The 21,847-nt window shown below is 70.3% G+C and carries 28 protein-coding genes; 17 read left to right on the top strand and 11 right to left on the bottom strand.

Annotation, left to right across the window (positions count from 1 at the left end; all coding sequences use genetic code 11):
• Window positions 1-48 precede the first annotated feature (48 nt).
• The gene (locus tag AB0H64_RS08165) at window positions 49-507 is read left to right on the top strand and encodes a DUF5990 family protein (protein WP_357621480.1); all 459 of its coding nucleotides are present in this window, start codon (window positions 49-51) and stop codon (window positions 505-507) included.
• Window positions 508-858: 351 nt separating this feature from the next.
• On the opposite strand, the gene AB0H64_RS08160 is transcribed toward AB0H64_RS08165, so the two are convergent.
• On the bottom strand, window positions 859-1,044 hold the full coding sequence (locus AB0H64_RS08160) for a hypothetical protein (protein WP_357621478.1): 186 nt from the start codon (window positions 1,042-1,044) through the stop codon (window positions 859-861).
• 228 nt (window positions 1,045-1,272) lie between these two features.
• A complete protein-coding gene (locus tag AB0H64_RS08155; RefSeq protein ID WP_357621475.1) occupies window positions 1,273-1,728 on the bottom strand; it encodes a hypothetical protein in 456 nt (151 codons plus the stop codon).
• A 281-nt stretch (window positions 1,729-2,009) separates the two neighbouring features.
• Between AB0H64_RS08155 and AB0H64_RS08150 the strand changes: the two genes are divergently transcribed.
• A protein-coding gene (locus tag AB0H64_RS08150) for an IS5 family transposase (protein ID WP_357622160.1) occupies window positions 2,010-2,806 on the top strand; the annotation gives its coding sequence in 2 pieces (ribosomal slippage) (window positions 2,010-2,352 and window positions 2,352-2,806; 798 coding nt in all).
• A 98-nt stretch (window positions 2,807-2,904) separates the two neighbouring features.
• Here the strand turns inward: AB0H64_RS08150 and AB0H64_RS08145 are convergent.
• Complete coding sequence (locus AB0H64_RS08145) at window positions 2,905-3,492, bottom strand: isochorismatase family protein (protein ID WP_357621472.1); 588 nt, start codon at window positions 3,490-3,492, stop codon at window positions 2,905-2,907.
• A gap of 1,348 nt (window positions 3,493-4,840) precedes the next feature.
• On the opposite strand from AB0H64_RS08145, the gene AB0H64_RS08140 reads away from it, so the two are divergent.
• Window positions 4,841-5,314 carry a lamin tail domain-containing protein gene (locus AB0H64_RS08140; RefSeq protein ID WP_357621469.1) on the top strand — a complete coding sequence of 158 codons (474 nt, stop codon included), beginning with the start codon at window positions 4,841-4,843 and terminating at the stop codon, window positions 5,312-5,314.
• Window positions 5,315-5,473: 159 nt separating this feature from the next.
• Here the strand turns inward: AB0H64_RS08140 and AB0H64_RS08135 are convergent, their stop codons facing one another.
• Window positions 5,474-7,414 carry a tetratricopeptide repeat protein gene (locus tag AB0H64_RS08135; RefSeq protein ID WP_357621466.1) on the bottom strand — a complete coding sequence of 647 codons (1,941 nt, stop codon included), beginning with the start codon at window positions 7,412-7,414 and terminating at the stop codon, window positions 5,474-5,476.
• A gap of 247 nt (window positions 7,415-7,661) precedes the next feature.
• Here AB0H64_RS08135 and AB0H64_RS08130 point away from each other — a divergent pair, with 247 nt between their 5' ends.
• The gene (locus AB0H64_RS08130) at window positions 7,662-7,829 is read left to right on the top strand and encodes a hypothetical protein (RefSeq protein WP_357621463.1); all 168 of its coding nucleotides are present in this window, start codon (window positions 7,662-7,664) and stop codon (window positions 7,827-7,829) included.
• Window positions 7,830-8,112: 283 nt separating this feature from the next.
• On the opposite strand, the gene AB0H64_RS08125 is transcribed toward AB0H64_RS08130, so the two are convergent.
• The gene (locus tag AB0H64_RS08125; RefSeq protein WP_357621461.1) at window positions 8,113-8,676 is read right to left on the bottom strand and encodes a dihydrofolate reductase family protein; all 564 of its coding nucleotides are present in this window, start codon (window positions 8,674-8,676) and stop codon (window positions 8,113-8,115) included.
• 312 nt (window positions 8,677-8,988) lie between these two features.
• Between AB0H64_RS08125 and AB0H64_RS08120 the strand changes: the two genes are divergently transcribed.
• From AB0H64_RS08120 to AB0H64_RS08110, 3 genes are all read left to right on the top strand, one after another.
• Entirely contained in the window at window positions 8,989-9,495 is a 507-nt protein-coding gene (locus tag AB0H64_RS08120; RefSeq protein ID WP_357621458.1) for a hypothetical protein, read from the top strand.
• Between the two features lie 185 nt (window positions 9,496-9,680).
• Window positions 9,681-10,346 (top strand): DUF4097 family beta strand repeat-containing protein, encoded by a 666-nt coding sequence (locus tag AB0H64_RS08115; protein ID WP_357622158.1) that lies wholly within the window; start codon window positions 9,681-9,683, stop codon window positions 10,344-10,346.
• 306 nt (window positions 10,347-10,652) lie between these two features.
• Complete coding sequence (locus AB0H64_RS08110; RefSeq protein ID WP_357621455.1) at window positions 10,653-11,051, top strand: hypothetical protein; 399 nt, start codon at window positions 10,653-10,655, stop codon at window positions 11,049-11,051.
• Window positions 11,052-11,204: 153 nt separating this feature from the next.
• On the opposite strand, the gene AB0H64_RS08105 is transcribed toward AB0H64_RS08110, so the two are convergent.
• Window positions 11,205-11,681, bottom strand: coding sequence for a hypothetical protein (locus tag AB0H64_RS08105; protein WP_357621452.1), 477 nt, complete (start codon window positions 11,679-11,681; stop codon window positions 11,205-11,207).
• Window positions 11,682-11,730: 49 nt separating this feature from the next.
• Between AB0H64_RS08105 and AB0H64_RS08100 the strand changes: the two genes are divergently transcribed.
• From AB0H64_RS08100 to AB0H64_RS08060, 9 genes are all read left to right on the top strand, one after another.
• Entirely contained in the window at window positions 11,731-12,678 is a 948-nt protein-coding gene (locus AB0H64_RS08100; protein WP_357621449.1) for an aminoglycoside phosphotransferase family protein, read from the top strand.
• An 18-nt stretch (window positions 12,679-12,696) separates the two neighbouring features.
• Complete coding sequence (locus tag AB0H64_RS08095; protein ID WP_357622155.1) at window positions 12,697-12,981, top strand: LysE family transporter; 285 nt, start codon at window positions 12,697-12,699, stop codon at window positions 12,979-12,981.
• An 84-nt stretch (window positions 12,982-13,065) separates the two neighbouring features.
• Window positions 13,066-13,836 (top strand): NAD(P)H-binding protein, encoded by a 771-nt coding sequence (locus tag AB0H64_RS08090; RefSeq protein WP_357621446.1) that lies wholly within the window; start codon window positions 13,066-13,068, stop codon window positions 13,834-13,836.
• A gap of 10 nt (window positions 13,837-13,846) precedes the next feature.
• Window positions 13,847-14,065: a hypothetical protein gene (locus AB0H64_RS08085; RefSeq protein WP_357621444.1), complete on the top strand. Its 219-nt coding sequence runs from the start codon at window positions 13,847-13,849 to the stop codon at window positions 14,063-14,065.
• A gap of 60 nt (window positions 14,066-14,125) precedes the next feature.
• On the top strand, window positions 14,126-14,863 hold the full coding sequence (pyrH, locus tag AB0H64_RS08080) for a UMP kinase (RefSeq protein ID WP_357621443.1): 738 nt from the start codon (window positions 14,126-14,128) through the stop codon (window positions 14,861-14,863).
• A 79-nt stretch (window positions 14,864-14,942) separates the two neighbouring features.
• Window positions 14,943-15,671, top strand: coding sequence for a peptidase E (locus AB0H64_RS08075; protein WP_357621441.1), 729 nt, complete (start codon window positions 14,943-14,945; stop codon window positions 15,669-15,671).
• A gap of 106 nt (window positions 15,672-15,777) precedes the next feature.
• Entirely contained in the window at window positions 15,778-16,275 is a 498-nt protein-coding gene (locus AB0H64_RS08070) for a pyridoxamine 5'-phosphate oxidase family protein (protein WP_357621438.1), read from the top strand.
• Between the two features lie 122 nt (window positions 16,276-16,397).
• A complete protein-coding gene (locus tag AB0H64_RS08065; protein ID WP_357621432.1) occupies window positions 16,398-16,805 on the top strand; it encodes a YciI family protein in 408 nt (135 codons plus the stop codon).
• A 6-nt stretch (window positions 16,806-16,811) separates the two neighbouring features.
• Window positions 16,812-17,966, top strand: coding sequence for a sigma-70 family RNA polymerase sigma factor (locus tag AB0H64_RS08060; RefSeq protein WP_357621430.1), 1,155 nt, complete (start codon window positions 16,812-16,814; stop codon window positions 17,964-17,966).
• Here the strand turns inward: AB0H64_RS08060 and AB0H64_RS08055 are convergent.
• The 4 genes from AB0H64_RS08055 to AB0H64_RS08040 are packed head-to-tail and all read right to left on the bottom strand — an operon-like array spanning window position 17,935 to window position 20,470.
• Complete coding sequence (locus tag AB0H64_RS08055) at window positions 17,935-18,438, bottom strand: SRPBCC family protein (RefSeq protein WP_357621428.1); 504 nt, start codon at window positions 18,436-18,438, stop codon at window positions 17,935-17,937. The genes AB0H64_RS08060 and AB0H64_RS08055 overlap by 32 nt on opposite strands.
• Before the next feature lie 33 nt (window positions 18,439-18,471).
• Window positions 18,472-19,497, bottom strand: coding sequence for a patatin-like phospholipase family protein (locus AB0H64_RS08050; protein ID WP_357621425.1), 1,026 nt, complete (start codon window positions 19,495-19,497; stop codon window positions 18,472-18,474).
• Window positions 19,494-19,889: a hypothetical protein gene (locus AB0H64_RS08045; RefSeq protein ID WP_357621422.1), complete on the bottom strand. Its 396-nt coding sequence runs from the start codon at window positions 19,887-19,889 to the stop codon at window positions 19,494-19,496. The genes AB0H64_RS08050 and AB0H64_RS08045 overlap by 4 nt, the downstream gene beginning before the upstream one ends.
• Window positions 19,883-20,470: a TIGR03086 family metal-binding protein gene (locus AB0H64_RS08040; RefSeq protein WP_357621420.1), complete on the bottom strand. Its 588-nt coding sequence runs from the start codon at window positions 20,468-20,470 to the stop codon at window positions 19,883-19,885. The genes AB0H64_RS08045 and AB0H64_RS08040 overlap by 7 nt, the downstream gene beginning before the upstream one ends.
• A 122-nt stretch (window positions 20,471-20,592) precedes the next feature.
• Here AB0H64_RS08040 and AB0H64_RS08035 point away from each other — a divergent pair, with 122 nt between their 5' ends.
• The gene (locus AB0H64_RS08035) at window positions 20,593-21,198 is read left to right on the top strand and encodes a TetR/AcrR family transcriptional regulator (RefSeq protein ID WP_357621418.1); all 606 of its coding nucleotides are present in this window, start codon (window positions 20,593-20,595) and stop codon (window positions 21,196-21,198) included.
• A gap of 33 nt (window positions 21,199-21,231) precedes the next feature.
• On the opposite strand, the gene AB0H64_RS08030 is transcribed toward AB0H64_RS08035, so the two are convergent.
• Window positions 21,232-21,846, bottom strand: coding sequence for a hypothetical protein (locus AB0H64_RS08030; protein ID WP_357621416.1), 615 nt, complete (start codon window positions 21,844-21,846; stop codon window positions 21,232-21,234).
• Window position 21,847: the final 1 nt, after the last annotated feature.

The following is a 21,847-nucleotide window of genomic DNA, read 5'->3' as shown; positions in this document are numbered from 1 at the left end:
ACGGGCCGGTTCCGGCCGCCGCTGTCTTGGCCAGGGCATGATGGGCAGGTGCTGATTCGTATCGAGGCGTCCGAGCTGCCGGGACGCGAGTGCGGGCGGGATCCGGGCTTCCCCGGCTACGCCAACATCCATGTAGGGGTGCAACGGCGCGAGCGCCGCGAAGAGCTTCTCGGCCTGACGCCGGGCGATGCCCCGTCGGCGGCCTGGGAACTGGAAGTGACACCCACCCGGACGGAGCTCGGTTGGGATCTGCGTGGCCCGTTCGTGCAGGGCAGGCCGGAAGGCCGGTTCGTCTACCTCTCGTGGGGGACGGTGGGTGAGGCCGGGGCGTTCGCGATGTTCCGGCGGGCCAAGCTGTTGCTGGACGCGGTCCCCGCCCAGGTACTGGAGGACGCCGTGGCGGGGGGTGTGTTGGTGGCGCGGTTGGGGCTGACCGACGCCAAGGGTCAGCCGTTGTGCGCGGCGGTCCGCCCGCCGCTGGTGGAGTGGTCGGCCCCCTCGGGCTGAGGGTCGCCAGCCGCTGTGCGGGTGGACGGGCCGGCGAGGATGCTGCACACCTGCTCGCTGGCGCAGTCGGCAGGGTCGGTGGCCTGCGCGCGGCGACGCAGCCCGTGCAGCACCCGGCGGGCTTGCCCGAGTTCGGCCAGGCGCTGTTCGATCCGGGCCAGGTGCTCATCGATCAGGCGGTGACGTGCTGGCAGGGGGCTTGGCCGCTGCACGCTCTACAACCACATCCCCGATCTCCAGGGACTTCGCTCAGGACAGCAGTCGGCCCTTACGCAGAGGGCTTGAGCTCCGCACAGGTCGCTCGTTTGGGGTTGGTGGCACGTTCGTTAACGGCACCCGAACGCCGGGCGCTCACGAGCGGTTCCGGGTTCGGGCGGTCATCTGCACCAGCCAGGCTCGGTCCGCGACGGCCGCTGCGGCCGCCGCGGAGTCGATGTCCGCGCCGCTCGGCTCGGCGGTGGACCCCGGGGGCGTCTCGTGGGGGAGGCGGTGCCGGTCGAGGACCTCGCGCTGGAAGACGTCTTCGGGTTCGATCATGCCCGGTAAGGGCGCGGACGCCCCGCAAGCGAGCCCTGAGGGCCGCTGAGCCATCGCCCCGAGGCGGGGTCTGGGTGTCGCTGAGGGGCGTTGAGGCGCTGCTGTGAGATGCCATGATCTTTAAGGCCGGGCAGGGGCACGACCTCGTAGCGCTCGGGTGACTGGCCGTTCCTCGGGCACTGGCAGGGGCACAGCGACCGACAGGCGCGGCCGGCCACGTGGCCTTCCTCATGACGCCTTCACCCGTCGGCCCACGGCGGTACAGCGGTGGAAGGCGAGGGTGGAGGTCGTCAGGAGGAGCATCACGATCGCGCAGTAGCCGCCGAAGACGGCGCCGCCCCTGCCGGCCAGCACGGCCCCGCCCAGCATGCCGACCGCGCCCACCGCGGCCATGGCGACGCACAGCCACAGCGCCACGATCAGCGCCCGTCGCGGCAGCGGACGGCGGATCGGCAGGAAGGACGCCAGCAGCAACCCGATGATGAGCGCCCCTGCCGCGGCGTTGGCCCACTGAGCCTGCGCGACCTCCCACGGCCCGTAGCCGCGGTAGGCGTCGGGGAGCACCCGAGGCCCGCCGGTGACGCCGAGACGCCCGTCGAGGGCGAAGAGCACCTTCGACACCACGTAGAGCAGCGTCCAGCCGATCGCCGCCCAGCCCGCCCGTCGCCTGATCCACATTGTCATGCCGTCAAGGCTGGCAGCCGCCCCCTACGTGGGCCTCCCCATGGCGAGCGACGATGCTCCCCTTGCGAGGGAGAGTTCCGGAACGGGCCGATGTCGGGGGTCTTCTGCCGAATGTGTCCCCAGCCCCAAGGTGAGCCGATCTGCGCAGGTCATCTGCCTATGGTTCCTGTTTTTCGACCGCGGCGGCCTCGGGTTCACGGGCGTAGCTCCTAACAAAGTGATCTGGAGGCGCGTCCTATGGCGATGCTGTCGTTGATCTTCGTGTGAAGAAGGGCGAGCAACTGCCGTGGATCGTGCAGGACAGCTTGTGGGAGCGGATCGAGCCGCTGCTGCCGAAGGTGGAGCGGCGCCTGCGCCATCCGGGCCGGAAACGGCTGGATGACCGGCTAGCGTTGCAGGGGATCTTGTTCGTGCTCTACACCGCGATCCCGTGGGAGTTCCTGCCGCTGGAACTGGGGTTCGGCTCGGGGATGACCTGCTGGCGGCGGCTGCGCGACTGGCGCGCGGCCGGTGTCTGGGACCGGCTGCACCAGTTGCTGCTCGCCGAGTTGCACGCCGCCGGTCAGCTCAACTGGTCCAAGGCGGTGATCGACAGCTCGCACGTCCGGGCGCTCAAGGGCGGCCCAGAACCGGCCCGAGCCCGGTCGACCGTGCCAGGCCGGGCTCGAAGCACCACGTCATGGCCGAGGGAGGAGGTATCCCCCTCGCCGTGTCCCTGACCGGCGGCAATCGCAACGACGTCACTCAGCTGATGCCCCTGATCAAGGCCATTCCGTCGGTACGCGGCCGCGTCGGCAGACCACGTAAGCGGCCGGACTGCCTGTATGCCGACCGAGGCTATGACCACGACAAGTACCGCCGCCTGGTCTGGCGCACCGGCATCAAGCCCATCATCGCCCGGCGCGGTACCCCCCACGGCTCCGGCCTGGGCGTTCACCGGTGGGTAATCGAGCGGACGATCGCGCTCCTGCACTGGTTCCGCCGTCTGCGCATCCGCTGGGAGGTCCGCGACGACATCCACGAAGCGTTCATGAAGCTCGCCGCGGCGATCATCTGCTGGCGACGCCTCGTTCGCTGATCTTTCTGTTAGCACCTCTTAGTCTTCATAGGTGCTACCCATGTGCGTGCGGTGATGCGCGGGTCTGAACTGCTGGCGAGCAGGCCGGACCGGCCTGTTCAGGCGACGACAGGTTCGCCGCTCAGCGCGACACCGGCCAGGCGCAGTTCGTCGAGTGCGGCGCGGGTGGTGTCGGCGGCGACGCCGGCGGTGTAGTCGAGCAGGACCCGCACCGTGAAGCCCGCGCGCGCTCCGTCCAGAGCGGTGGCCTTCACGCAGTGATCGGTCGCGATGCCGACGACATCGAGGTCGGCGATGTCACGGGCCTTCAGCCAGTCTGACAGTGTCGTGCCGTCCTGGGTCGAGCCCTCGAAACCGCTCTTGGAAGCGGAGTGCGCACCCTTGAAGAAGACCTCGTCGACGTGCCCGGAGTCGACGGCGGGCGCGAAATCCGGATGGAACTCGCCCCCCTCACTGCCGGCGACGCAATGCACGGGGAATGAGTCCTGGAAGTCGGGGTCGTCGGAGAAGTGGGCGCCTGGGTCGATGTGGTGGTCACGGGTGGCAACGACGAAGGCATACTGCCCGTCGGCGCGCCGGACCAGCTCGGCGATGGCGGCGGCTCGGTCCGCGCCGCCCTTCACCGGAACGCTGCCGCCCTCGCAGAAATCCTTCTGCACATCCACGATGATCAGTGCACGACTCACCGAAAATCTCCTTCCCTCGGGTGAACCTCTCTGATGACCGATCTTCCATCGGTGACTTTAAGTCAAACATCACTTACTGTATGTGATTCCACTTTGGCGCTCGCATCTGGAGGCGCCCGGCCGGGCGCCTCCCCGGCTCAGGGCCTCAGCGTTCGGCGTCGAGAACGGCCGCCAGGCGTGCGCCGAACCGCACCTCCGCCTGCTTCGGCTCATGCTGCCTGAGTTGGGCGGCCATCCCCACCGAGTCACCACCTGCAGCACCGTGCTGAGCGCCTTCTCCGCGCAGCCCACGCCCCGCGCGATCGGGCCGGGCGCGCCCTCCGCTGGATCGATCAAGCCCCGCCGGCGGCTGAGCATCGACACCGTCGAGCAGCAACGCGCTGGCGGTCGCATGTCCGACGCAACGCCTGCCCACGCTGGGCGACGACTCGCGCTGAGCGCGGCCGTACCGGGTCGCGTCATGGCACAGTCCGGCGTGCTGCTCCGTGAGGTGGCGGGAGTGCAGACCAAGCAGGTCCCGGTCCGGGAGCTACGGCGAGCCGCAAGGTAGCCGGGCCTGGGCGGCGTCAATCCCACGGTGAGATATCGCGGTGCGATGGCGTCGTCCAAGGGTGATCAGATCGAGGGTTGATCGGCCTGCTGGGTACCGCGGAGGGAGCGGTGCGGGCTGGTGGGCTGGGCTTGGGGAGGCCAGTTTGACCGCGATCCGGGCGAGGGACTCGCCTTCGGCTTTGAGCAGCCGGGCGCATTCGATCGCCTCGTCGGGGTGGGCGATGAGTCGTCCGATGCGCCGGCCAGTGACCTGCCGCAGATACGGCGTTTGGGGAGGCTGGGCTTCGCCGGCGAGCGCGCCCGGTCACACGACCCGACCGGGCCAGCGGCGGATCCGCGCGTCGCCTGGCCCCGGCCTGAGCAGGCTTTGGGCGAGCATCCGCTCAGGGGCGAGATGGGACATCCAACACGTTCTCGCTGTGGTATGCCAAGGGCACGATGAAAGCGTTGATGATCGGCATCGCAGCCGTGGCCCTAGGGGCACTGGTCGCGGCCTTCCTCATAGTGCGGGGCCAGCCGCACGTGCGGTCCGCAGCCGCCCCGCCCTCACCTACGCCCACGCCCTACGTGGATCCGCCGTACCTTGGCAGCACGCAGGAGCGGAACCAGCGCCACGAGATGGGCGGCCCTGGACGCACACCGTGCGCCGGCCGAGGCGCTGCACGTCTGCCGCGCGAAGGTGGTGGTGTCCGGGTATGCCGATGAGCTGTACGACACCGAGCTGTACACCGAACGCCAACCCCTCGTGGGGCGTCATACACACGGCCCAGCCACTCAACTCCCAGAAGGACCACAAGTGCGCCTTGCCGTCCCCGTCGCCGTCATGGCGGCTGCCGCCGCTGCTCTCACGCTGGCGGCTCCAGCTCAGGCCGCCGTCCCTGCGGTGAAGATCTCCCGGATCTGGTACGACTCGCCCGGCTCGCCGGACTCCGGCGCGAACAGCAGCCTCAACGGCGAGTACGTGCAGATCAAGAACACCGGCCGGAGCGCGGTCGACCTCAGCGGCTGGACCGTCCGCGACAAGACGACCCGAGCGGACCACGTCTACACATTCGGCACGTTCACCCTCGGGGCCGGGAAGGCGGTCACCCTGCGGACCGGTACGGGCCGCAACACCTCCACCACCCTGTACTGGGGCAGGAGCGGCGGCGGCACCTTCGCCTACATCTGGAACCAGAGCAAGGACACCGGCTACCTCCGCAACGCACGAAGCCAGCTCGTCCACTCGTGCTCGTACAACAGCACCCGCTACGACTACAAGAACTGCTGATGCAGCGCGAGGGGGCCGCACCGTTGTGGTGCGGCCCCTTCGCGCTTTGCGTCGCCCTGTCACCGCGCCGATGCTCAGAGCCGGCCGGCTTCACCGCCGACCTCGACGCGCACACGCCATCGAGGCCTTTTCTCCACTCCGGTCGGTCTCGGTCGCAAGTCAGCCGGCTTTCCGGCTCCAGATGACGAGGTGCCGCCGGGCGCGCAGGGTGTCGGGGTGGTCGGGGCCGAGCACGCGCTCCAGGTCGGGGAGCAGGGCGGCGAGCTGGTCGCGCGCGCCGGTCGCGTCCCCGGCCATCCCGGTCCAGCGGGCGAGGCTGCGCCGAGCGCGCAAGGTGTCGAACCGGGAGCGGCCCAAGACGCGCTCGAGCTCCGGCAGCAGGGCGGTGAGCTGGTCGCGCGCGCCGGCCGCGTCGCCGGCCGCGCCCGTCCACTCGGCGAGGGTGCGCTTGGCGCCAAGGGTGTCGGGGTGGTCGGGGCCGAGCACGTGCCCCATGGCGGGGAGCAAGGCGGTGAGCTGGTCGCGCGCGGCGGCCGCGTCACCGGTCACCCCCGTCCAGCGGGCGAGGCTGCACCGGGCACGCAAGGTGTCGGGGTGGGAGTGGCCCAAGACGCGCTCGAGCTCAGGCAGCAGGGCGGTGAGCTGGTCGCGTCCGCCGGCTGCGTCGCCGGCCGCGCCCGTCCACTCGGCGAGGAGGTGCTTGGCGCCAAGAGTGTGGAGGTGGTCGGGGCCGAGCACACGCCCCATCGTGGGGAGCATGGCGGCGAGGTCCTCACGCGCGGCGACCGCGTCCCCGGCCACGCCTGTCCACTCGGCGAGGGTGCGCTTGGCGTCAAGGGTGTCGGGGTGGTCGGGGCCGAGCACGTGCCCCATGGTGGGGAGCAGGGTGGCGAGCTGATCGCGCGCGCCCTCCGCGTCCCCGGCCGCCCCGGTCCAGCGGGCGAGGCTGCACCGGGCACGCAAGGTGTCAGGGTGATCGGAGCCGAGCATGTCCTCCATCATGGGGAGCAAAGTGGTGAGCTCCCCGCGCGCGCGAACGGCGTGACCGACCACGCCGGTCCACTCGGCGAGGGCGTGCCGGGCGCGCAGGGTCCGGGCGTCGTGGCGGCCCAGGACGCGCTCCAGTTGAGGCAGCAGGGTGGTGAGCTGCTCCTGCGCGGCGGCCGCGTCCCCCGCTTTCCCGGTCCACTCGGCCAGGAGGCGCTTGGCGTTCAAGGCGGGGTGGTCGGGGCTGGAATCGCGCTCCAGGTCGGGGAGCAGGATGGCGAGCTCTTCGCGCGCGGCGGCCGCGTCGCCGGCCATCCCGGTCCAGTGGGCGAGGCTGCACCGGGTCTTCAAGGTGCCGGAGTGGCCGGGGCCGAGCACGTGCTCCATCGTGGGGAGCAGGGCGGCGAGCTGGTCGCGCGCGGCGGCCGCGTCCCCGGCTTTCCCGGTCCAGTGGGCGAGGCTGCACCGGGCACACACGGTAACGAGGTGCTCGGAGCCGAGCACGCGCTCCAGGTCGGGGAGCAGGGTGGCAAGCTCCTCGCGCGCGGCGGCCGCGTCGCCGTCCATCCCGGTCCAGTCGGCGAGGCTCCACCGGCTCTTCAAGGTGTCGGCGTGGTCCGAGCCGAGGTAGGTGCTGAGGGCATGGTGGATCTGATTCTGCAGGGTACGGGCGAGGCGGTACCGGCCGGCATCGGCAAGCTCCTCGGCGACCTCCGACACCACCTGCCACCGGTCGATCTCGACGGTCCCACTGGTCAGCCCGGACGCCCGCGCCCCTGTGGCGCGGCGGGAATCGGCGCGGTGTTCGGTCAGCGCGACGCGTTCCCAGGCGCGTTGCCAGCCGGTGGCGTCGCTCTCTCCGCAGGCGTGCACGAAAGAGGTCAGCACGGCCTTGGAGGGCAGTTTTCGGCCGGCGAGCATCTCCGAGACGGTGGTGCGGCCCAGTGCCACCTGGCCGGGGACCACGCGGTCGCTCAGAGTGCGCAGGGAGGGGCGGTCGGCGCGGATGTGCAGGGCGCGCAGGGCAGCGGTGAGTTGCCGGCGGGTGCGGATCGCGTCCAGCATGATCTCGCCGTTCTGGTCGACAGGTGGGGCCGGGTCGTCGTGGTCCATGAGGGGTCCCCTGTTGTCCGCCGCTGTCCGTGATTGTCCACTCACACTACGGTCGGCTGGCTCATCTGTCCGCCGATCCCAGGCGATCGGCGCCGAGCTGTCCGCAACTGTGTGCCGCCTGTCGCGAGATCGGCGCCGAAGCGTCCGCCGAGCTGGCCGGACATCAGCCGGCCGCGCTGTGCTGGAGACGTTCCCAGTGATCGGGCATGCCGCGGGAGCGGCGCCCCTGACGATGCACGGAGGCGTCATGGCGCAGGTGCTGGAGATCGTCGGTCAGCTGATGCAGCTGGCGGGCGCGGGAGTTGGGCTGTATACCGCGGTGATGCTGGCTCGGCGTGCCCGGGCCCGGCGCCGCCCCGTGCAGCAACCGCCCCGGCCGGACGCCGAGGAAGGGCCCCAGGATGAGACCGCCTGAGCGACCTCATCGCAGGACCAGGCAGTCATGAGGAACGCGTTGCGTGCCGTAGGCACCCGCGGGGCGAGCGTGCGCGAGTTCGGCCGGCGACGGCGCGGCTGGTCCCTGTGCGGCAATGCACCGCGGAGTGGTGGGCTTTGAGGTTGATCCTCGATGTCTACTCGCCGCTGTCGATCGCGGCGATGCCGCCGGTATCGCTGGTCGGCTTGAGTAGGGCCATGGACTCCTCGGACAGGTAACGGCGCGCGCGTGACTGCCGCTCGTGTGCATGTCGGCCGCTGGGTCAGCGGTCTCGCCGGTACTGCAGATATATGATCCCGCTGCTGGAGGCGGTGCTGGAGACCAGGTCGAGCTGGTAGGACTTGGGGACGCCGTCGAACAGCCGGGTGCCCTCGCCCGCGACGTAGGGGAACATGCTCAGCTGCAGCTCGTCGATCAGGTCGAGCCGCATGAGTGACCGCCAGAGGCTGACGCCGCCCCAGACCACGATGTGGCCGTCGCCGCCCAGCCTGAGCTTGTCGATCTCTTCTGTCGTGTCACCAGCGGCGATGGTGGTGTTGGCCCAGTCGGCCGTCTTCAGGGTGCGGGAGAAGACGACCTTGCGCGCGGGGTTCAGGATGTCGGCGAACGGGTGGTCGGTGGAGGTCGTCATGGCCCCGGCGATGGACTCGTAGGCGGTGCGGCCCATGATGTGCGCGTAGGCGCTCTGGAGAAAGTCGAGGTGCGCCGGGTCGTCGGGCTGACGGTTTTCGGGCAGGTCGAAGCAGAACTTCCAGAACTCGGTGCCCTCGTCGGCGAGAAGGCCGTCGAGGGAGTAGTTGAACACCGTCGCCATCAGCTTCCGCATGATCAAATCTCCGTGCTCTCGGGGTCGTCTGGGGACCGTGCTTGCTGGCGGGACCTGTGTGTCCCGGGCCGCAGCGCTCGCGTGGCCACGACGTCCGTGGCCCGTCGCCGATGCTTCAGACGCCGATGCCGCCCGGAAGTCATCGGTGCCCGGCCAACTGACCGGTCGCGCGCCCCGACGATCCGGCACTTCGTTCCTCAACACCGGCTCAACGGACAGCGGCCGCCTGCCCGTACTTCCACCCGCATCCCGCACCCGTAGCCTGTCATCGCCCCGACTCACGATCATGCCCTCGTCCACAGGAGCGCCCACATGAGCGCCATGCACGACTACTACCGCGCCCCCGATCGCGCCACCGCAACCTGGCGGCCGAACGAGCTACGGGCATCAGCCGAACCCCTCCCTGACGCCCCAGCGTTCGACGTCGTGGAAACCAAGTGGATCGATCCCACCGGATGCCTCGGCGACCTCGTGGCCGTGATCAAGGGCGTCCCCCACTCCAACGACCTGGTCGAGACCGTCACCTTGTACCCGCCACCCGAAAGGGGGCCGAAGACCGAAGACGAATGGCTGGCTCTGCCGGAGGACTCCCCCTATCGCGAGGGACCCGTGATCGAGGAACTCTCGGTGAACGCACGGGACGCACTCGCCGAGGTCGATGATGCCCGACTACCCGAAGTGGCCCGGCAATGGATGAAGGAACATCCCTCCAGCCTCGACGGTGACCACGTGCTCGACCTGGTCAAGGAGTTCGTCGCGCTGGCGCGGAGAGCCAAGGTGCGCGACCAATCGCTCTACTGCTGGTGGATCCCCGGCTAGTCAACATCCCGTCCAGAGGCCGAAGGCAACTCCATGATCGTTTCTTGGACGGCCTCGGCGACCCCGGCGAGCGGCCTCAACTCTCCGCCCGTATGTCAGCGGCGGTGTCAGGACGGCGACAGCCCGGTATCAGGGCGGTTGGCGATGGTGGGGACATCGAAAGAACGCAGCGCAAGGAGCACATGATGCAGAAGTTCGACACCACCGCCCCGATCTCCGCCGTCCTGGACATTCCGGCGGGACGCGTCCAGTTCATCGCCTCGGACCGGGCCGACACCACGGTCGAGGTCCGGCCCGCGAACGCCTCGAAGAGCCGCGATGTGAAGGCGGCCGAGCAGACCACGGCCGAATACGCCGACGGCGTCCTGCGGATCGTGACTGCCGCGGCGAAGAACCAGTACCTCGGCCCGACTGGATCCATCGACGTGACGGTCAAGCTGCCCGCCGGTTCCCGCATCGAGGCGAAGACGGCCAGCGCCGAACTGCGGACCGTCGGCCGCCTCGGCGACGTCGTCTTCGAAGGCGCGTACAACCAGATCAAGATCGACGAGGCCGCTGGCGTCCGCCTCACCGCGGTCGACGGCGACGTCGAGGTCGGCCGGCTGGGCGGCCCCGCGGAGATCAGCACCGCGAGTGGCGACATCCGGATCGCCGAGGCCACGGGCGGCAAGGTGGTGCTCCGCACCCAGGCCGGCGACATCTCGATCGCCGCCGCGACCGGAGTCTCGGCCGCCCTGGACGCCGGCACCTCCCACGGCCGCATCACCAACGCCCTCAAGAACGACGGCACCACCGAACTCGACATCCACGCCACCACCTCCAACGGCGACATCGACGCCCGCAGCCTGTGACCCGTAGCATCCCAGGGAGAGGTGGACCAAGCCCGGTGACGACGAGCGGTCCCGGTCCAACCGTGTGGACCGGGGCCGTGCGATGGCAGCGGATCCAACCATGTCGCCGCTGGTCTGCCGAGATTCCTTGAAGCGAACACGGACGACGGGCCGAGCTCCATCCATGTTGAATCTTGCGCGATTGCTGCTGGGCTCCCTATGAGGCTCCTCCCCAAGAGTCGCGTAGAGGAAGTGGACGGGCCGGCCGCGTACAAAGAGTCCTTGGTCCGTGCGTATGGAGATCTCAGCAAGCCCAAGTGGCATTTCGTGAGCGACGCGATGAGGCGAGATCCGTATGCTGGCATTCTGCGAACGCTGGCTTCGACGGCGGATGTCGTCGACGACACCGATGTGAACTGTGACGTGTCTTTCGTTTACATCGCCCGCTATGAGAGCTGTCTGACCATTCGGCTTTCCATGGTCGGTCCCTATGCGACGGTCATGTCCTCGGGGGCGGACGGGCTCGGTCCTCTCAAAGTGCTCTCGACAAGTGCTCAATGTGAGAACGATTCCGAGGCTTCGGTCCTCGATATTCTCAACGAGAATGGATTCAAGGTCCTATCCGCCGAGGAGTTGAGGTTGCGCGTTCCACTGCGGCTGTGCGAAGAAGATTCCTCTTGCACCCTCTATTCGGCGTTGTTTGAGGCCGAAGGTGAAGCGTTCTAGAAGGGTCTGAGCGCGGTGCGCAGCCGCTCCGCGCAGGCGTGGCGGCGGTCGGCGGGGAGCCAGTCCGGCTGCGGGGCGTGCCGTAGAGGTCGTCACCGGGGTAGCGGGGGAGGAGGTGCTGGTGAAAATGCCACATCCACCGAAGCGCAGCCCTTACTTTGCCACCCGGTTCAAGTCGGTCAGCCAGGCCTTGAGGCCCGCACCGAGGTAGGCGGTGGAGGTGGGCACGTCGGCCTCCACCTGGGCGCCGATCCAGGTCTCCTCGGTACGGACCAGCACGCCACCCTTGACCTTGGTGAAGTTCCAGACGTGGACACCGCGGTCGATGCGCAATCCGTCGCCCATCGCGGGTCCGGTCCAGCGGATGCACTGGTTGTCCTTGATCTGCCGGACGGTGGAGGTGATGACCAGGGTTGTGGCGGGAGTCGTGGCCGTTTCGGGCACCGGGGTCGTCCATCGGAACCGTGAGCCCGGGCGCAGCTTGCCGGAGTCCAGGAGCTTCATGCCGGTGACCGGCGGCTGCCATGACGGCCGGCGCTCCACGCCGGTCTGCGGCTTCCGGACGGTGTGCAGTGGCGCCTTGGTCAGGGTCTCGGTGCGGTATCTGATCTTGGCGGCCGGGTCGTGCAATACACGTGCAACGCGGTGAAGGGCCTCGCTCGTAGGTGTGCCTGCTCCGGTGCGGACGCACGCGCCCGCCCTGGTGCAGGATGGGGCGGCACGGATGGCGAGGAGGCGGCAGTTGATAACGGTTCCGGAGTCGTTCCGCGCCTGGGGGCGGTGGCAGCGCGAGGGGGAGGCCGGGCGGCGATGGCTGGCCGCGCTGCCCGACATCGTCTCGGAACACTGCACTCGGTGGGGCCTGCGGGTCGATGGCGAGCCCATGCACGGGGACAACGGTCTGGCGGTGCCGGTCAGCCGCGGTGACGAACCGCTGGTACTCAAGGTGAGCTGGCCGGACGAGTCCGTCGTCGATCAGGCGCAGGCGCTGCGGGTGTGGAGCGGGCAAGGCATGGTTCTGCTGGTTGACGCGGACCTGTCCAGCGGTGTGTTGCTGTTGGAGCGGCTTGACCACAGCCGGTCCCTGCGTGACCTCCCGCTGGAGGATGCCGTTCCGCTCGTCGGGCAGCAGTTGCGTCGGCTGGCTGTACCGGTGGAAGGCGGCTTCCGCTCCACATGGGAGGCGGCTGAGGAGCTGTGTGAGTCGTTGCGCGAGCGGTGGGAGGCGGTGGGCCGGCCCTTCCCCACCCGCGTGCTCGACCTCGCGCTTGGACTGGCGGAGGAGATGGCGGCCGAGCGATCCTCCGAGATGGTGAACCGCGACCTGCACTACTCGCAGGTGCTGCGGGGAAGCCGCGAACCCTGGCTGGCCGTGGATCCGCTGCCCCTTGTGGGCGCGATCGAGTACCAGGCGGGTCAACTGCTCTGGACCCGCTATGACGAGATGGCCGGCACTCGTCGGTTTCGCTGGTGCCTCGATGCGCTGATCGATGCGGCCGAGATGGATCGGCCCCGGGCCCGCGCGTGGGCTTTGCTGCGCTCGGTGGACTACTGGCTGTGGGGTCTGGGCGCCGGCTTCACCGAAGATCCCGTGCGCTGCGCAGGCATGGTTCAGGAGCTCATTTGATCGGGGCGGCGGGCGTACCTGAGCGGGCTGATGACCAACCTGCTGCACCCGAAGATGGTCACCTTCACCATCGCCTTCCTCCCGCAGCTCATCAACCCGAGTCTGGGCCAGGTGTGGCTGCAGTTCGCGATTCTCGGGGTCACTCTCATCGTGCTGGAGTTCCTCGTGGACGGCGCGGTCGGCGTCCTCGCGGGCCGCATCGGCGGCTGGCTCCGCCACCGCCGCACCGCCCGCCGCCGCATCGACGTCGCCACGGGCGGCATCTTCGTCGGGCTGGGCGTGAAGCTGGCGCTGGAGCGGTGATGGCGGCCCGCGGAAAATGAGTGGCGGCGGGCCCGCCGGTGGGAGTGCACTGGAGCGATCGTTTCCCGAGGGAGTCTGCTCACAATGATCGCCGTCTCGGCCGCCTCCGGCGCGCTCGGCCGCCTCGTCATCGACCGTCTACGCGCGCGGGCGGAGGTGGTGGCGGTGGTCCGCGATCCCGTACGCGCCCCGGCGGGTGTCCCGGTACGGCGCGGCGACTACGACGACCCGGCGAGCCTGCGCGCGGCCTTCGAAGGGGTCGAGCGTCTGCTGCTGATCTCCTCCCCGGAGCTCGACACCCCCCGCAGGATCGCCCAGCACCTGGCCGCCGTGACCGCCGCCGCGGACGCCGGTGTCGGCGCCATCGCCTTCACCAGCTTCCTCGGCGCCGACACCGCAGCCACCGGCCTCACCGAGGCCTATCACGCGACGGAGCAGGCCATCCTCGCCACCGGCCTGCCGTACACGATCCTGCGCCACCCCTTCTACAGCGACGCGTTCCTACCGCGGATCACCGGCGGGGAGCTCATGAGCAGCACCGCCGGCCGCGGTCTTAACACCGCGTTCCGCTCCGACCTGGCCGAGGCCGCCGCGAACGTGCTGGAGAGCCAGGCCCATCTCGGCCGTGCCTATGACTTCACCGGCCCGCTCTGGAGTCACCCCGAGGTGGCCGAGGCCCTGGGCGTCGCGTACCGCGAGGTGCCGGACGCCGGCCCCGGCCCGATGAGCTGGATCAACGGCCGAGTTCGGGCGGGGGAGCTGGAGCGGCAGACCCCCGATCTGGAGCACGTGCTCGGCAGGCCCGCCGAGACGGTCGTCTCCCGCCTTCTCACAGGGTCCGTACAGGGCACCTGACCTGCGCCTCATGCCCATCACCCCGGCCAACATCGACGTCGCCGTCGCCGACGGCAAGGGGGTCGACCTCCGGCCCGCGGTGGACGAGCTCAGGCCGCGCGGGGCCACCCGCATGCACGTCACGTGGCACCCGGGCGAGGGCGGGGCCGCGGGATTCCACCGCAGGATCGCGTTCGAGCTCACGGGGGAGACGAGCGGCGGCCAGACGGTCCTCGTACCGGCCGTGTGACGGCGTCCGCGTACCCTTGGTCGGGTCGCCGAGCGCGCGACCGCAGAAGGGATTGCGGGCATGCGTCGTTACTCACGTGTCGTGGTCAAGCTCAGCGGCGAGGCACTCTCGGGAGAGGCCGGCTGGGGCACCGACCCGGCGAGCCTGGCCCAGCTCGCCGACGAGATCCTCTCGGTCCACGACCTCGGCGTGCAGATCGCCGTGGTGATCGGCGGCGGCAACTACTTCCGCGGCCGCATGGCCGAGGGCTGGGGCATCGGCAGGGCCGAGGCCGACAACATCGGCATGCTGGGCACGGTCATGAACGCGTTGATGCTGCGCGGCGTGCTGACCGCCCGCTCGGAGACGGACGTCCGGGTCATGACGGCCATGCCCATGCAGAGCGTGGCCGAGCCGTTCATCCGGCTGCGCGCCGACCGGCACCTGCGTCGGGACCTGATCGTGCTGCTCGCCGGCGGCATCGGCCAGCCGTACGTCACCACCGACTATCCCGCCGTGCAGCGGGCCCTGGAACTCGACGCCGACGCCCTGCTGGTGGCCAAGCGCGGCGTGGACGGCGTGTACGACAGCGACCCGAACCTCAACCCGGACGCCGAACGCTTCACCACCCTCACCTACCGGGAGGCGCTGGCGGCCGGGGTGCGGGTCATGGACGAGAGCGCGTTCGTGCTCGCCAACGAGCAGGGCCTGTCCATGCACGTCTTCGACGTCGCCGCCCGGGGCGTCATGCGGGCGATCTGCGAGGGCGAGGACATCGGCACCCGCATCACCACCGACGAACCGGCGCCGCCCGCCTAGTACGCCGGTGCGTTAGCCGCTCCAGCAGGGAAGATCCGGCTCGTTGCGGGCGGTCGTGCGCGGGTGAAGGATCATGCTCGTGATCAGAGAACCGCAGATCCTGGCCTGCTCCGGAGTGCTCAACCCGCCCGAGGGGTTCGCCCACGTGGGGGTTCAGATCTGGCAGGCGATGCAGTTGGCCGGCGTACGCAGGCCGCGCATGTGCCTGATCGCGACAGCGGTCGGCGACTCGCGGGAGCAGATCGACGGCTGGTACGAGATCGCGCCGAGGTTCGGCGACTCCGACCTTTCCCATTTGCGGCTCTTCACCCAGCCGAACGTCCCGGACGTGCGGGAACACCTTCTCTCCCAGGACGTCGTCTGGGTCTCCGGGGGCAGCGTGGTGAACCTGCTCGCGGTCTGGCGGGCGCACCACCTCGACGAGATCCTGCGCGACTGCTGGGAGGCGGGCGTGGTGCTGGCCGGCCAGAGCGCGGGGAGCCTGTGCTGGCACCTGAGCGGCGTGACCGACTCCTTCGGCGACGACCTCGACCCCGTGCACGATTGCCTCGGCTTCCTGCCGTTCAGCAACGGCGTCCACGACGACCTGGGCGACCAGCCGCGGCGGCCCACGTACCGGCGCCTCGTCGGCGAGGGGACGCTCCCACCGGGATACGCCACGGAGGACGGCGTCGCCCTCCACTACGTGGGCACCCGGCTCCACGAGGCCCTGGGCGTCCTGCCCGACAGGAACGCCTGGTTCGTCGAGCCCGACGGCGAGGGCGGCAGCCGGGAGAAGGCCGTCCCGGCGCGCCGATGGGTGCCTTGAGTCAGCGCGGAAATTCGGCACACTGAGGATGTCGAGAATGCTCTCCCGGCTCCGTCCCAGGGACATCAGCGGCCACCACGGCCGCCGCGGACGGAGGAGAGCCACCATGATCCCGCACGAGATCGCCGAGATCCTGAACCGGCCGATCAGCCAGGAGCTGCTCGCCCGCGACGTCACCCGCCTCGCCTACATCGCCAAGGACGGCACCCCCCGCAACGTCCCGATCGCGTTCACCTGGAACGGCTCGGAGATCGTCATGTGCACCACGAAGAACGCCCCGAAGCTCCCGGCCCTGCGCGAGAACCCGGCGGTCGCCCTGACGATCGACACCGAGGTGCACCCGCCCAAGATCCTGCTCATCCGCGGCCGGGCCGAGCTGGACGTCGTCGACGGCATCCCGGACGAGTACCTCCAGATGAACGGCAGCTACGAGATGACACCCGAGCAGCGGGTCGAGTGGGAGGCGGAGGTGCGCTCGCTCTACGACGGCATGGTGCGGATCGTGGTGACCCCGACGTGGGCGAAGCTGATCGACTTCGAGACGACCCTGCCGAGCGCGGTCGAGGAGCTCGTCCGGCAGCGCGAAGAACGCCGGAGCGCCTGACCGGGTTCCGCGCACGCAGCCGCCGGAAAAAATGTCGCGGCGGGATGTCGAGAACCCGCGCGCGGCTCCGTCCCCGCACTGAACACCGGCCACAATGGCCGTACCGCACGAAGGAGAACACGATGGCCAAGTACCTGTTCCTCAAGCACTACCGGGGCGCGCCGGCAGCGGTCAACGACGTGCCGATGGACAAGTGGACGCCGGAGGAGGTCACGGCCCACGTGCAGTACATGCGGGACTTCGCCGCTCGGCTCGAGAGCACCGGCGAGTTCGTGGACAGCCAGGCGCTCTCCCCGGAGGGCACGTTCGTCCGCTACGACGGCGAGGGGCGTCCGCCGGTCACCGACGGCCCGTTCGCGGAGACCAAGGACCTGATCGCCGGCTGGATGGTGATCGACGTCGAGAGCTACGAGCGGGCGCTGGAGCTGGCCGCCGAGCTGTCCGCGGCCCCGGGCGCGGGTGGCAAGCCGATCCACGAGTGGCTGGAGGTGCGCCCGTTCCTGTCCGCGCACCCGACCAACACGGAGTGACGAACGGTGGACGAGTCCCTGCTGCGGACCCTCACTCCCACGGTGATCGGCGTCCTCGTCCGTCGCGGGGCCGACTTCGCGGCGGCCGAGGACGCCGTGCAGGACGCCCTGATCGAGGCCGTACGCGTGTGGCGGGACGACCCGCCGAGCGACCCCAAGGGCTGGCTGGTCACCGTGGCCTGGCGCAAGTTCCTCGACGCCGCCCGCGCCGACACCTCCCGGCGGCACCGCGAGGTCCGCGTCGAGGCCGAGCCCGTGCCCGGCCAGGGCGAGGCGGCGGACGACACGCTCCAGCTGTACTTCCTGTGCGCGCACCCGTCCCTGACACCGGCCTCGGCCGTCGCGCTGACGCTGCGCGCGGTCGGCGGCCTGACCACGCGTCAGATCGCGCAGGCCTACCTCGTGCCGGAGGCGACCATGGCCCAGCGCATCAGCCGGGCCAAGCGGACCGTCTCGTCCGTCCGGTTCAACCAGCCGGGTGACGTGGCCACGGTGCTGCGCGTGCTCTACCTCGTCTTCAACGAGGGATACTCCGGCGACGTCGACCTCGCCGCCGAGGCGATCCGGCTCACCCGCCAGCTCGCGGCCAGGATCACGCATGAGGAGGTGGCGGGGCTGCTCGCGCTCATGCTGCTGCACCACGCGCGGCGCCCGGCACGGACGGCCGCCGACGGCAGGATCGTCCCTCTCGCCGAGCAGGACCGCAGCCTGTGGGACACCCGCCTGATCGCCGAGGGCGTGGACGTGCTGCAGGCCGCCCTCGCCCGCGACCGGCTGGGCGAGTTCCAGGCCCAGGCCGCCATCGCCGCGCTGCACGCCGACGCCCGCGCGGCCGAGGAGACCGACTGGGTGCAGATCGTCGAGTGGTACGACGAGCTGGTACGCCTCACCGGCAACCCGGTGGCCCGCCTCAACCGGGCCGTCGCGGTCGGCGAGGCCGACGGCCCGCGGGCCGGCCTGGCCGCCCTGGCGGAGCTCGACCCGTCCCTGCCCCGCTACACCGCCGCCGCGGCGTACCTGCACGAGCGCGATGGCGACCTGGTGACCGCGGCACGGCTCTACGCCGAAGCCGCCCGATCAGCGCCGAACCTCCCCGAACGCGACCACCTCACCCGGCAGGCCGCCCGCCTCAACGCGAAAGGTCCTCCGCGGCTCGCTTGATGCCGGCCGCCCAGGATGTCAGTGCCGCCTGCAGCTTGGCCCTGCCGAAGAACAGTCCGAGCAGCGGCCCGGCCATGGACTCGCTCACCTCCAGGTCCGTGCCGCCGTCGGCCCGCTGCCGCAGCAGGTGCCGATGGACGGCCCGGGCCCCGGAGCTCACGCCCGTCCACGTGAGCTCCTCCCCCTGGTGGACCACGGCGAACCTGGACTGGATCTTCGCGTTGCCGTTGGTCCACGAGAACGACGTGTCCGGTGCGACCGCACCGTTCAGCCGCACGTCGCGGATCGCGGGGTCGATGCGGGACCAGGCGGTCGGGGTGGCCAGTACGTCCCAGACAGCCTCGACCGGCGCTTCGATCGCGACGTCGCAGCGGGCACGCACCGCCGCCCGGTCGTCGACGCGACCCTTCTTGGCGTACTGCTCGTGCAGGTCGTCGAGCGCCGGGCCGGTGTACAGCAGTGACTTGACCATGGTGCGACCTCCAGGGGGTGACGATGGAAAGCTTCAGCCGGCGGTCAGCAGGCCGAGTGGTCGTAACAGTCGGCCGACCGCCGCGCGGCCGGCTTCGAGGGCGGCCTTGAGAGGTTCGCCCTCGCGGGTGAGGCGACCGATGCGAGGGGTGTCAGGCGCGGGGCGTACGGACAGGACCGCCGGGTGCGCGGGGGTCCGGTCGTCGGCGGCCGGGCGGGACGCCGGCGGCATGGACTGGTCGTAGCGCGTGAGCGTCGCGTCGTCGTCCAGCAGCCGGTGGGCGCGCGTGAGGAAGCTTCGCTGCAGTGCCTCGGGATACTTCCGCAGGACGGTCGCGGCGATCAGGCGTGCTCCGTAGGACTCCGCGCGCCTGGTGCGGGCGGCCGTCGTCCTGGTGTCGGCTGGAGGCGCGGGACGCGACCGCAGGACCAGGACGTGGCTGGCGCCCTGTGCCAGGGCGGTGCGGTACGGAATCGACTCGGCGAGTCCCGCGTCGTAGTAGAGCCGCCCGGCCAGCTCGACCGGCGGGCCGGCGAGGAACGGCAGCGCGGCACTGGCTCGCAGCGCCAGCCGCAGTTGGACGGGACCGGTCAGATGCGGGCGCAGATCGGTGGAGCGCCCGGTGCGGACGTCGGTGGCCAGCGGGTGATACTCGACGGGATTGGTCAGGACGGCGTCGAAGTCCATCCGGGCCACCTCGCGATACAGGTGCTCGACGAGGTTGCGCACGTCGACCATCGGCCGGCCGCGCAGGAGGTTGGACGGACGGATCATCGCGCTGGCGTAGGCGGGTTCGGCCCAGCCGGTCAGGTGCTCGGGGGTCCCGCTGAGCAGCCAGGCTCCGGTGATGGCCCCCGCCGACGCTCCGTAGACCGCGTCGAAGGCGTGTGCCGCTCCGCTCTCGTGCAGGGCCAGGGCCATGCCGGCGGAGATCGTGCCCCGCATGCCGCCGCCCTCGATGGCAAGTGCCACCCGGTGGCCGTCCTGCCGCTCGCCGGGCCGGCTGCCACGGCGGACCCGGTCGGCGATGACGCGTAGGACCTCGTGCTCGCCGGTCACGGCGACAGGGTCTCGTGGCCGGCCAGGTAGGCCAGGGCCTGGGCCCAGATGCCGGGGTCGGGCTGGGTGGTCGTCCAGGTGGTCGACCTGAGCCGTCCCCGCCAGCGGTAGCGTCGCACGATGGCGACGTGGTCAGGCCAGCCGACGAACCCGCGCAGGGCTTGTTCGTCCTGCCAGATCGACACCGAGCCGCACCTGCCTCGCAGCGGCTCCGTCCACAGCCACATGCCGACCGCGCCCGGTAGTTGGGGCCAGGCCCGGCGCAGGGCGAGCCCGGCCTGGTAGACGCCGGGCAGGTCGCGCAGACGGTGGGCGTGGAAGTCGGTGACGCTGACCAGCACCGAGCCGGTGACGTCGGCCGCCGCTCCAGGCGTCCAGCGGCTTCTCAGCATGACGCCGCCCACGACGGGGAGCGGCCCAGCAGACCGAGCAGCCGCTGGAAGGCCGGGGCGTCGGCGGCCACCGGAACCCGGGAGTCGAACGCGGCACCCGGACCGCGGGTCTTCGACGTGTCCGGCCACAGGGAGGCTGTCGTCAGTGCGGACGCGACCAGCTCGTCGTCGGGCCGGTAGGACACGTCGATGCTCATCGCGACGTCCCATCCGTGCACGAGGACGTCGACCAGGTGCATGCTGATGGCGATCCGCGCGGGGAAGACACCGAACTCGGGGATCTCAGCCTGCCGCTCGTAGACGTCCGGGGCGGCGAACGCCGCCGTGACCGCGGCCGCGGAGTCGTGGTAGGCGCCGAACGGGTCGTCTCCGAGGTCGCCGCCGGGCCGGACGGCCCCCTGCGCGGGCGAACCCGCGACGTTCGCGGCGAAGCCGTGGTTCTCGCTCACCATGTGCCGCAGCAGTTCGCCCAGGTTCCACTCCGCGCACGGGGTGGGCCGGTCGAGGTCCACGTCGGTGACCTGAGCGATCACCCCTCCGGCGAGGTCCAACGCACGCCGATCCAGGTCCCGGAGGTCCACGGCTGGGAGTCCAGTCATCATCCGCCTTTCTAAGTACGAACGTTCGTGCTGAGATTAGAGTCGCGCTGATGACACGTCAAGCGGCTATCCTGAACCGAACGTTCGTGCACGGAGGGGTGGAGATGCCGGGAAGGCCGCGGGACGAACGGGTACGCAACGTGATCCTGCGCCGGGCGGCGGACATCGCCTCGCAGGACGGGCTGGAAGGGCTGTCGATCGGGCGGCTGGCCACAGACCTCGGCGTGAGCAAGAGCGGCCTGTTCGGTTACTTCGGCTCCAAGGAAGAGCTCCAGCTCGCCACGATCCGCACCGCGATGGGCGTGTACGCCGACGAGGTCATCCAGCCCGCGCTGACTGTGCCGCCGGGACTGGGACGGGTGCGCCGGCTGTGCGAAAGCTGGTTGAGCTACTCGCAGCGGCGGGTCTTTCCGGGTGGCTGCTTCTTCTTCGCCGTCACCGCGGAGTTCGACGCCCGCCCGGGCCGGGTGCGGGACGCCGTGGCCGCGGCCGGGCTCGACTGGACCCGCTTCGTTGCGCGCGCCGTCGACGATGCTCGCCAGCTCGGCGAGCTCGCCGACGACACGGACCCCGACCAGCTCGCCTTCGAGCTCATAGCGTTCCTGGAGACCGCCAACGCCGTCTCCTTGCTGCACGACGACCCGAACGCCTACGAGCGGGCCAGAACCGCCATCCGCCGACATCTCGACGTCGCGAGCACGGACCGGTAGACGGCGCCCCTCTCTGGACTGGCCGGCCGAGCGTCAGGCGATGTCGAGCCTGACCAGCTCGATGTTCAGTGCTGAACGGATGTGGACCTCGATGAAGCCCGGAAGCCGTCCCCCGTAGGTGCGATGGCTGAGCGCCTCGGCGAGGCGCTCGTCCGGTTCCGGGGTGAGATGGACGATCCGCCACAGGTTGAGCGGCTCGTCCTCGTCGCCGCCGACCGCGTGCTCGATATGGAAGAGCGGTTGCCTGGTTCCCGCCCGCAGCGTGGCGCCGGTCGGACCGGGTAGTTCCGCCGCGCCGATGAAGGTGACGCGTCGCTCTGCGGGATTCAGCCGGACTCTCTCCAGGACGAGCCCGAAGTCGTCCTGCTCCACCCAGCGCCGTTGCCGCGACGCGCGGTCGAACGTCATGAGGTCGTCCGCGGCGTTCCATGTGTAGGCGCTGCCCTCCCGTACGACGTAGGGGAGGTAGATGTCGGGATGCCACGCCTTGCGGACCTCCAGGTCCCACAGCATGGCGCGGGTGAACGTGAGCGGTTCGCTCGTCTTGTACCGCTCGGCGAGCACGCGATTGATGTCGATGGGCGGGGCTTCGAAGCGGGTGCTGCGCGGATCGGCCCATGCCCGGGCGAATTCGTCCTCGTGATTCATG

The organism is Nonomuraea sp. NPDC050733 (genome assembly GCF_040654215.1).
GTDB lineage: Bacteria > Actinomycetota > Actinomycetes > Streptosporangiales > Streptosporangiaceae > Nonomuraea.
Note: the sequence above shows the minus strand (reverse complement) of the source record. Positions and strands in the feature narration are given on the sequence as shown.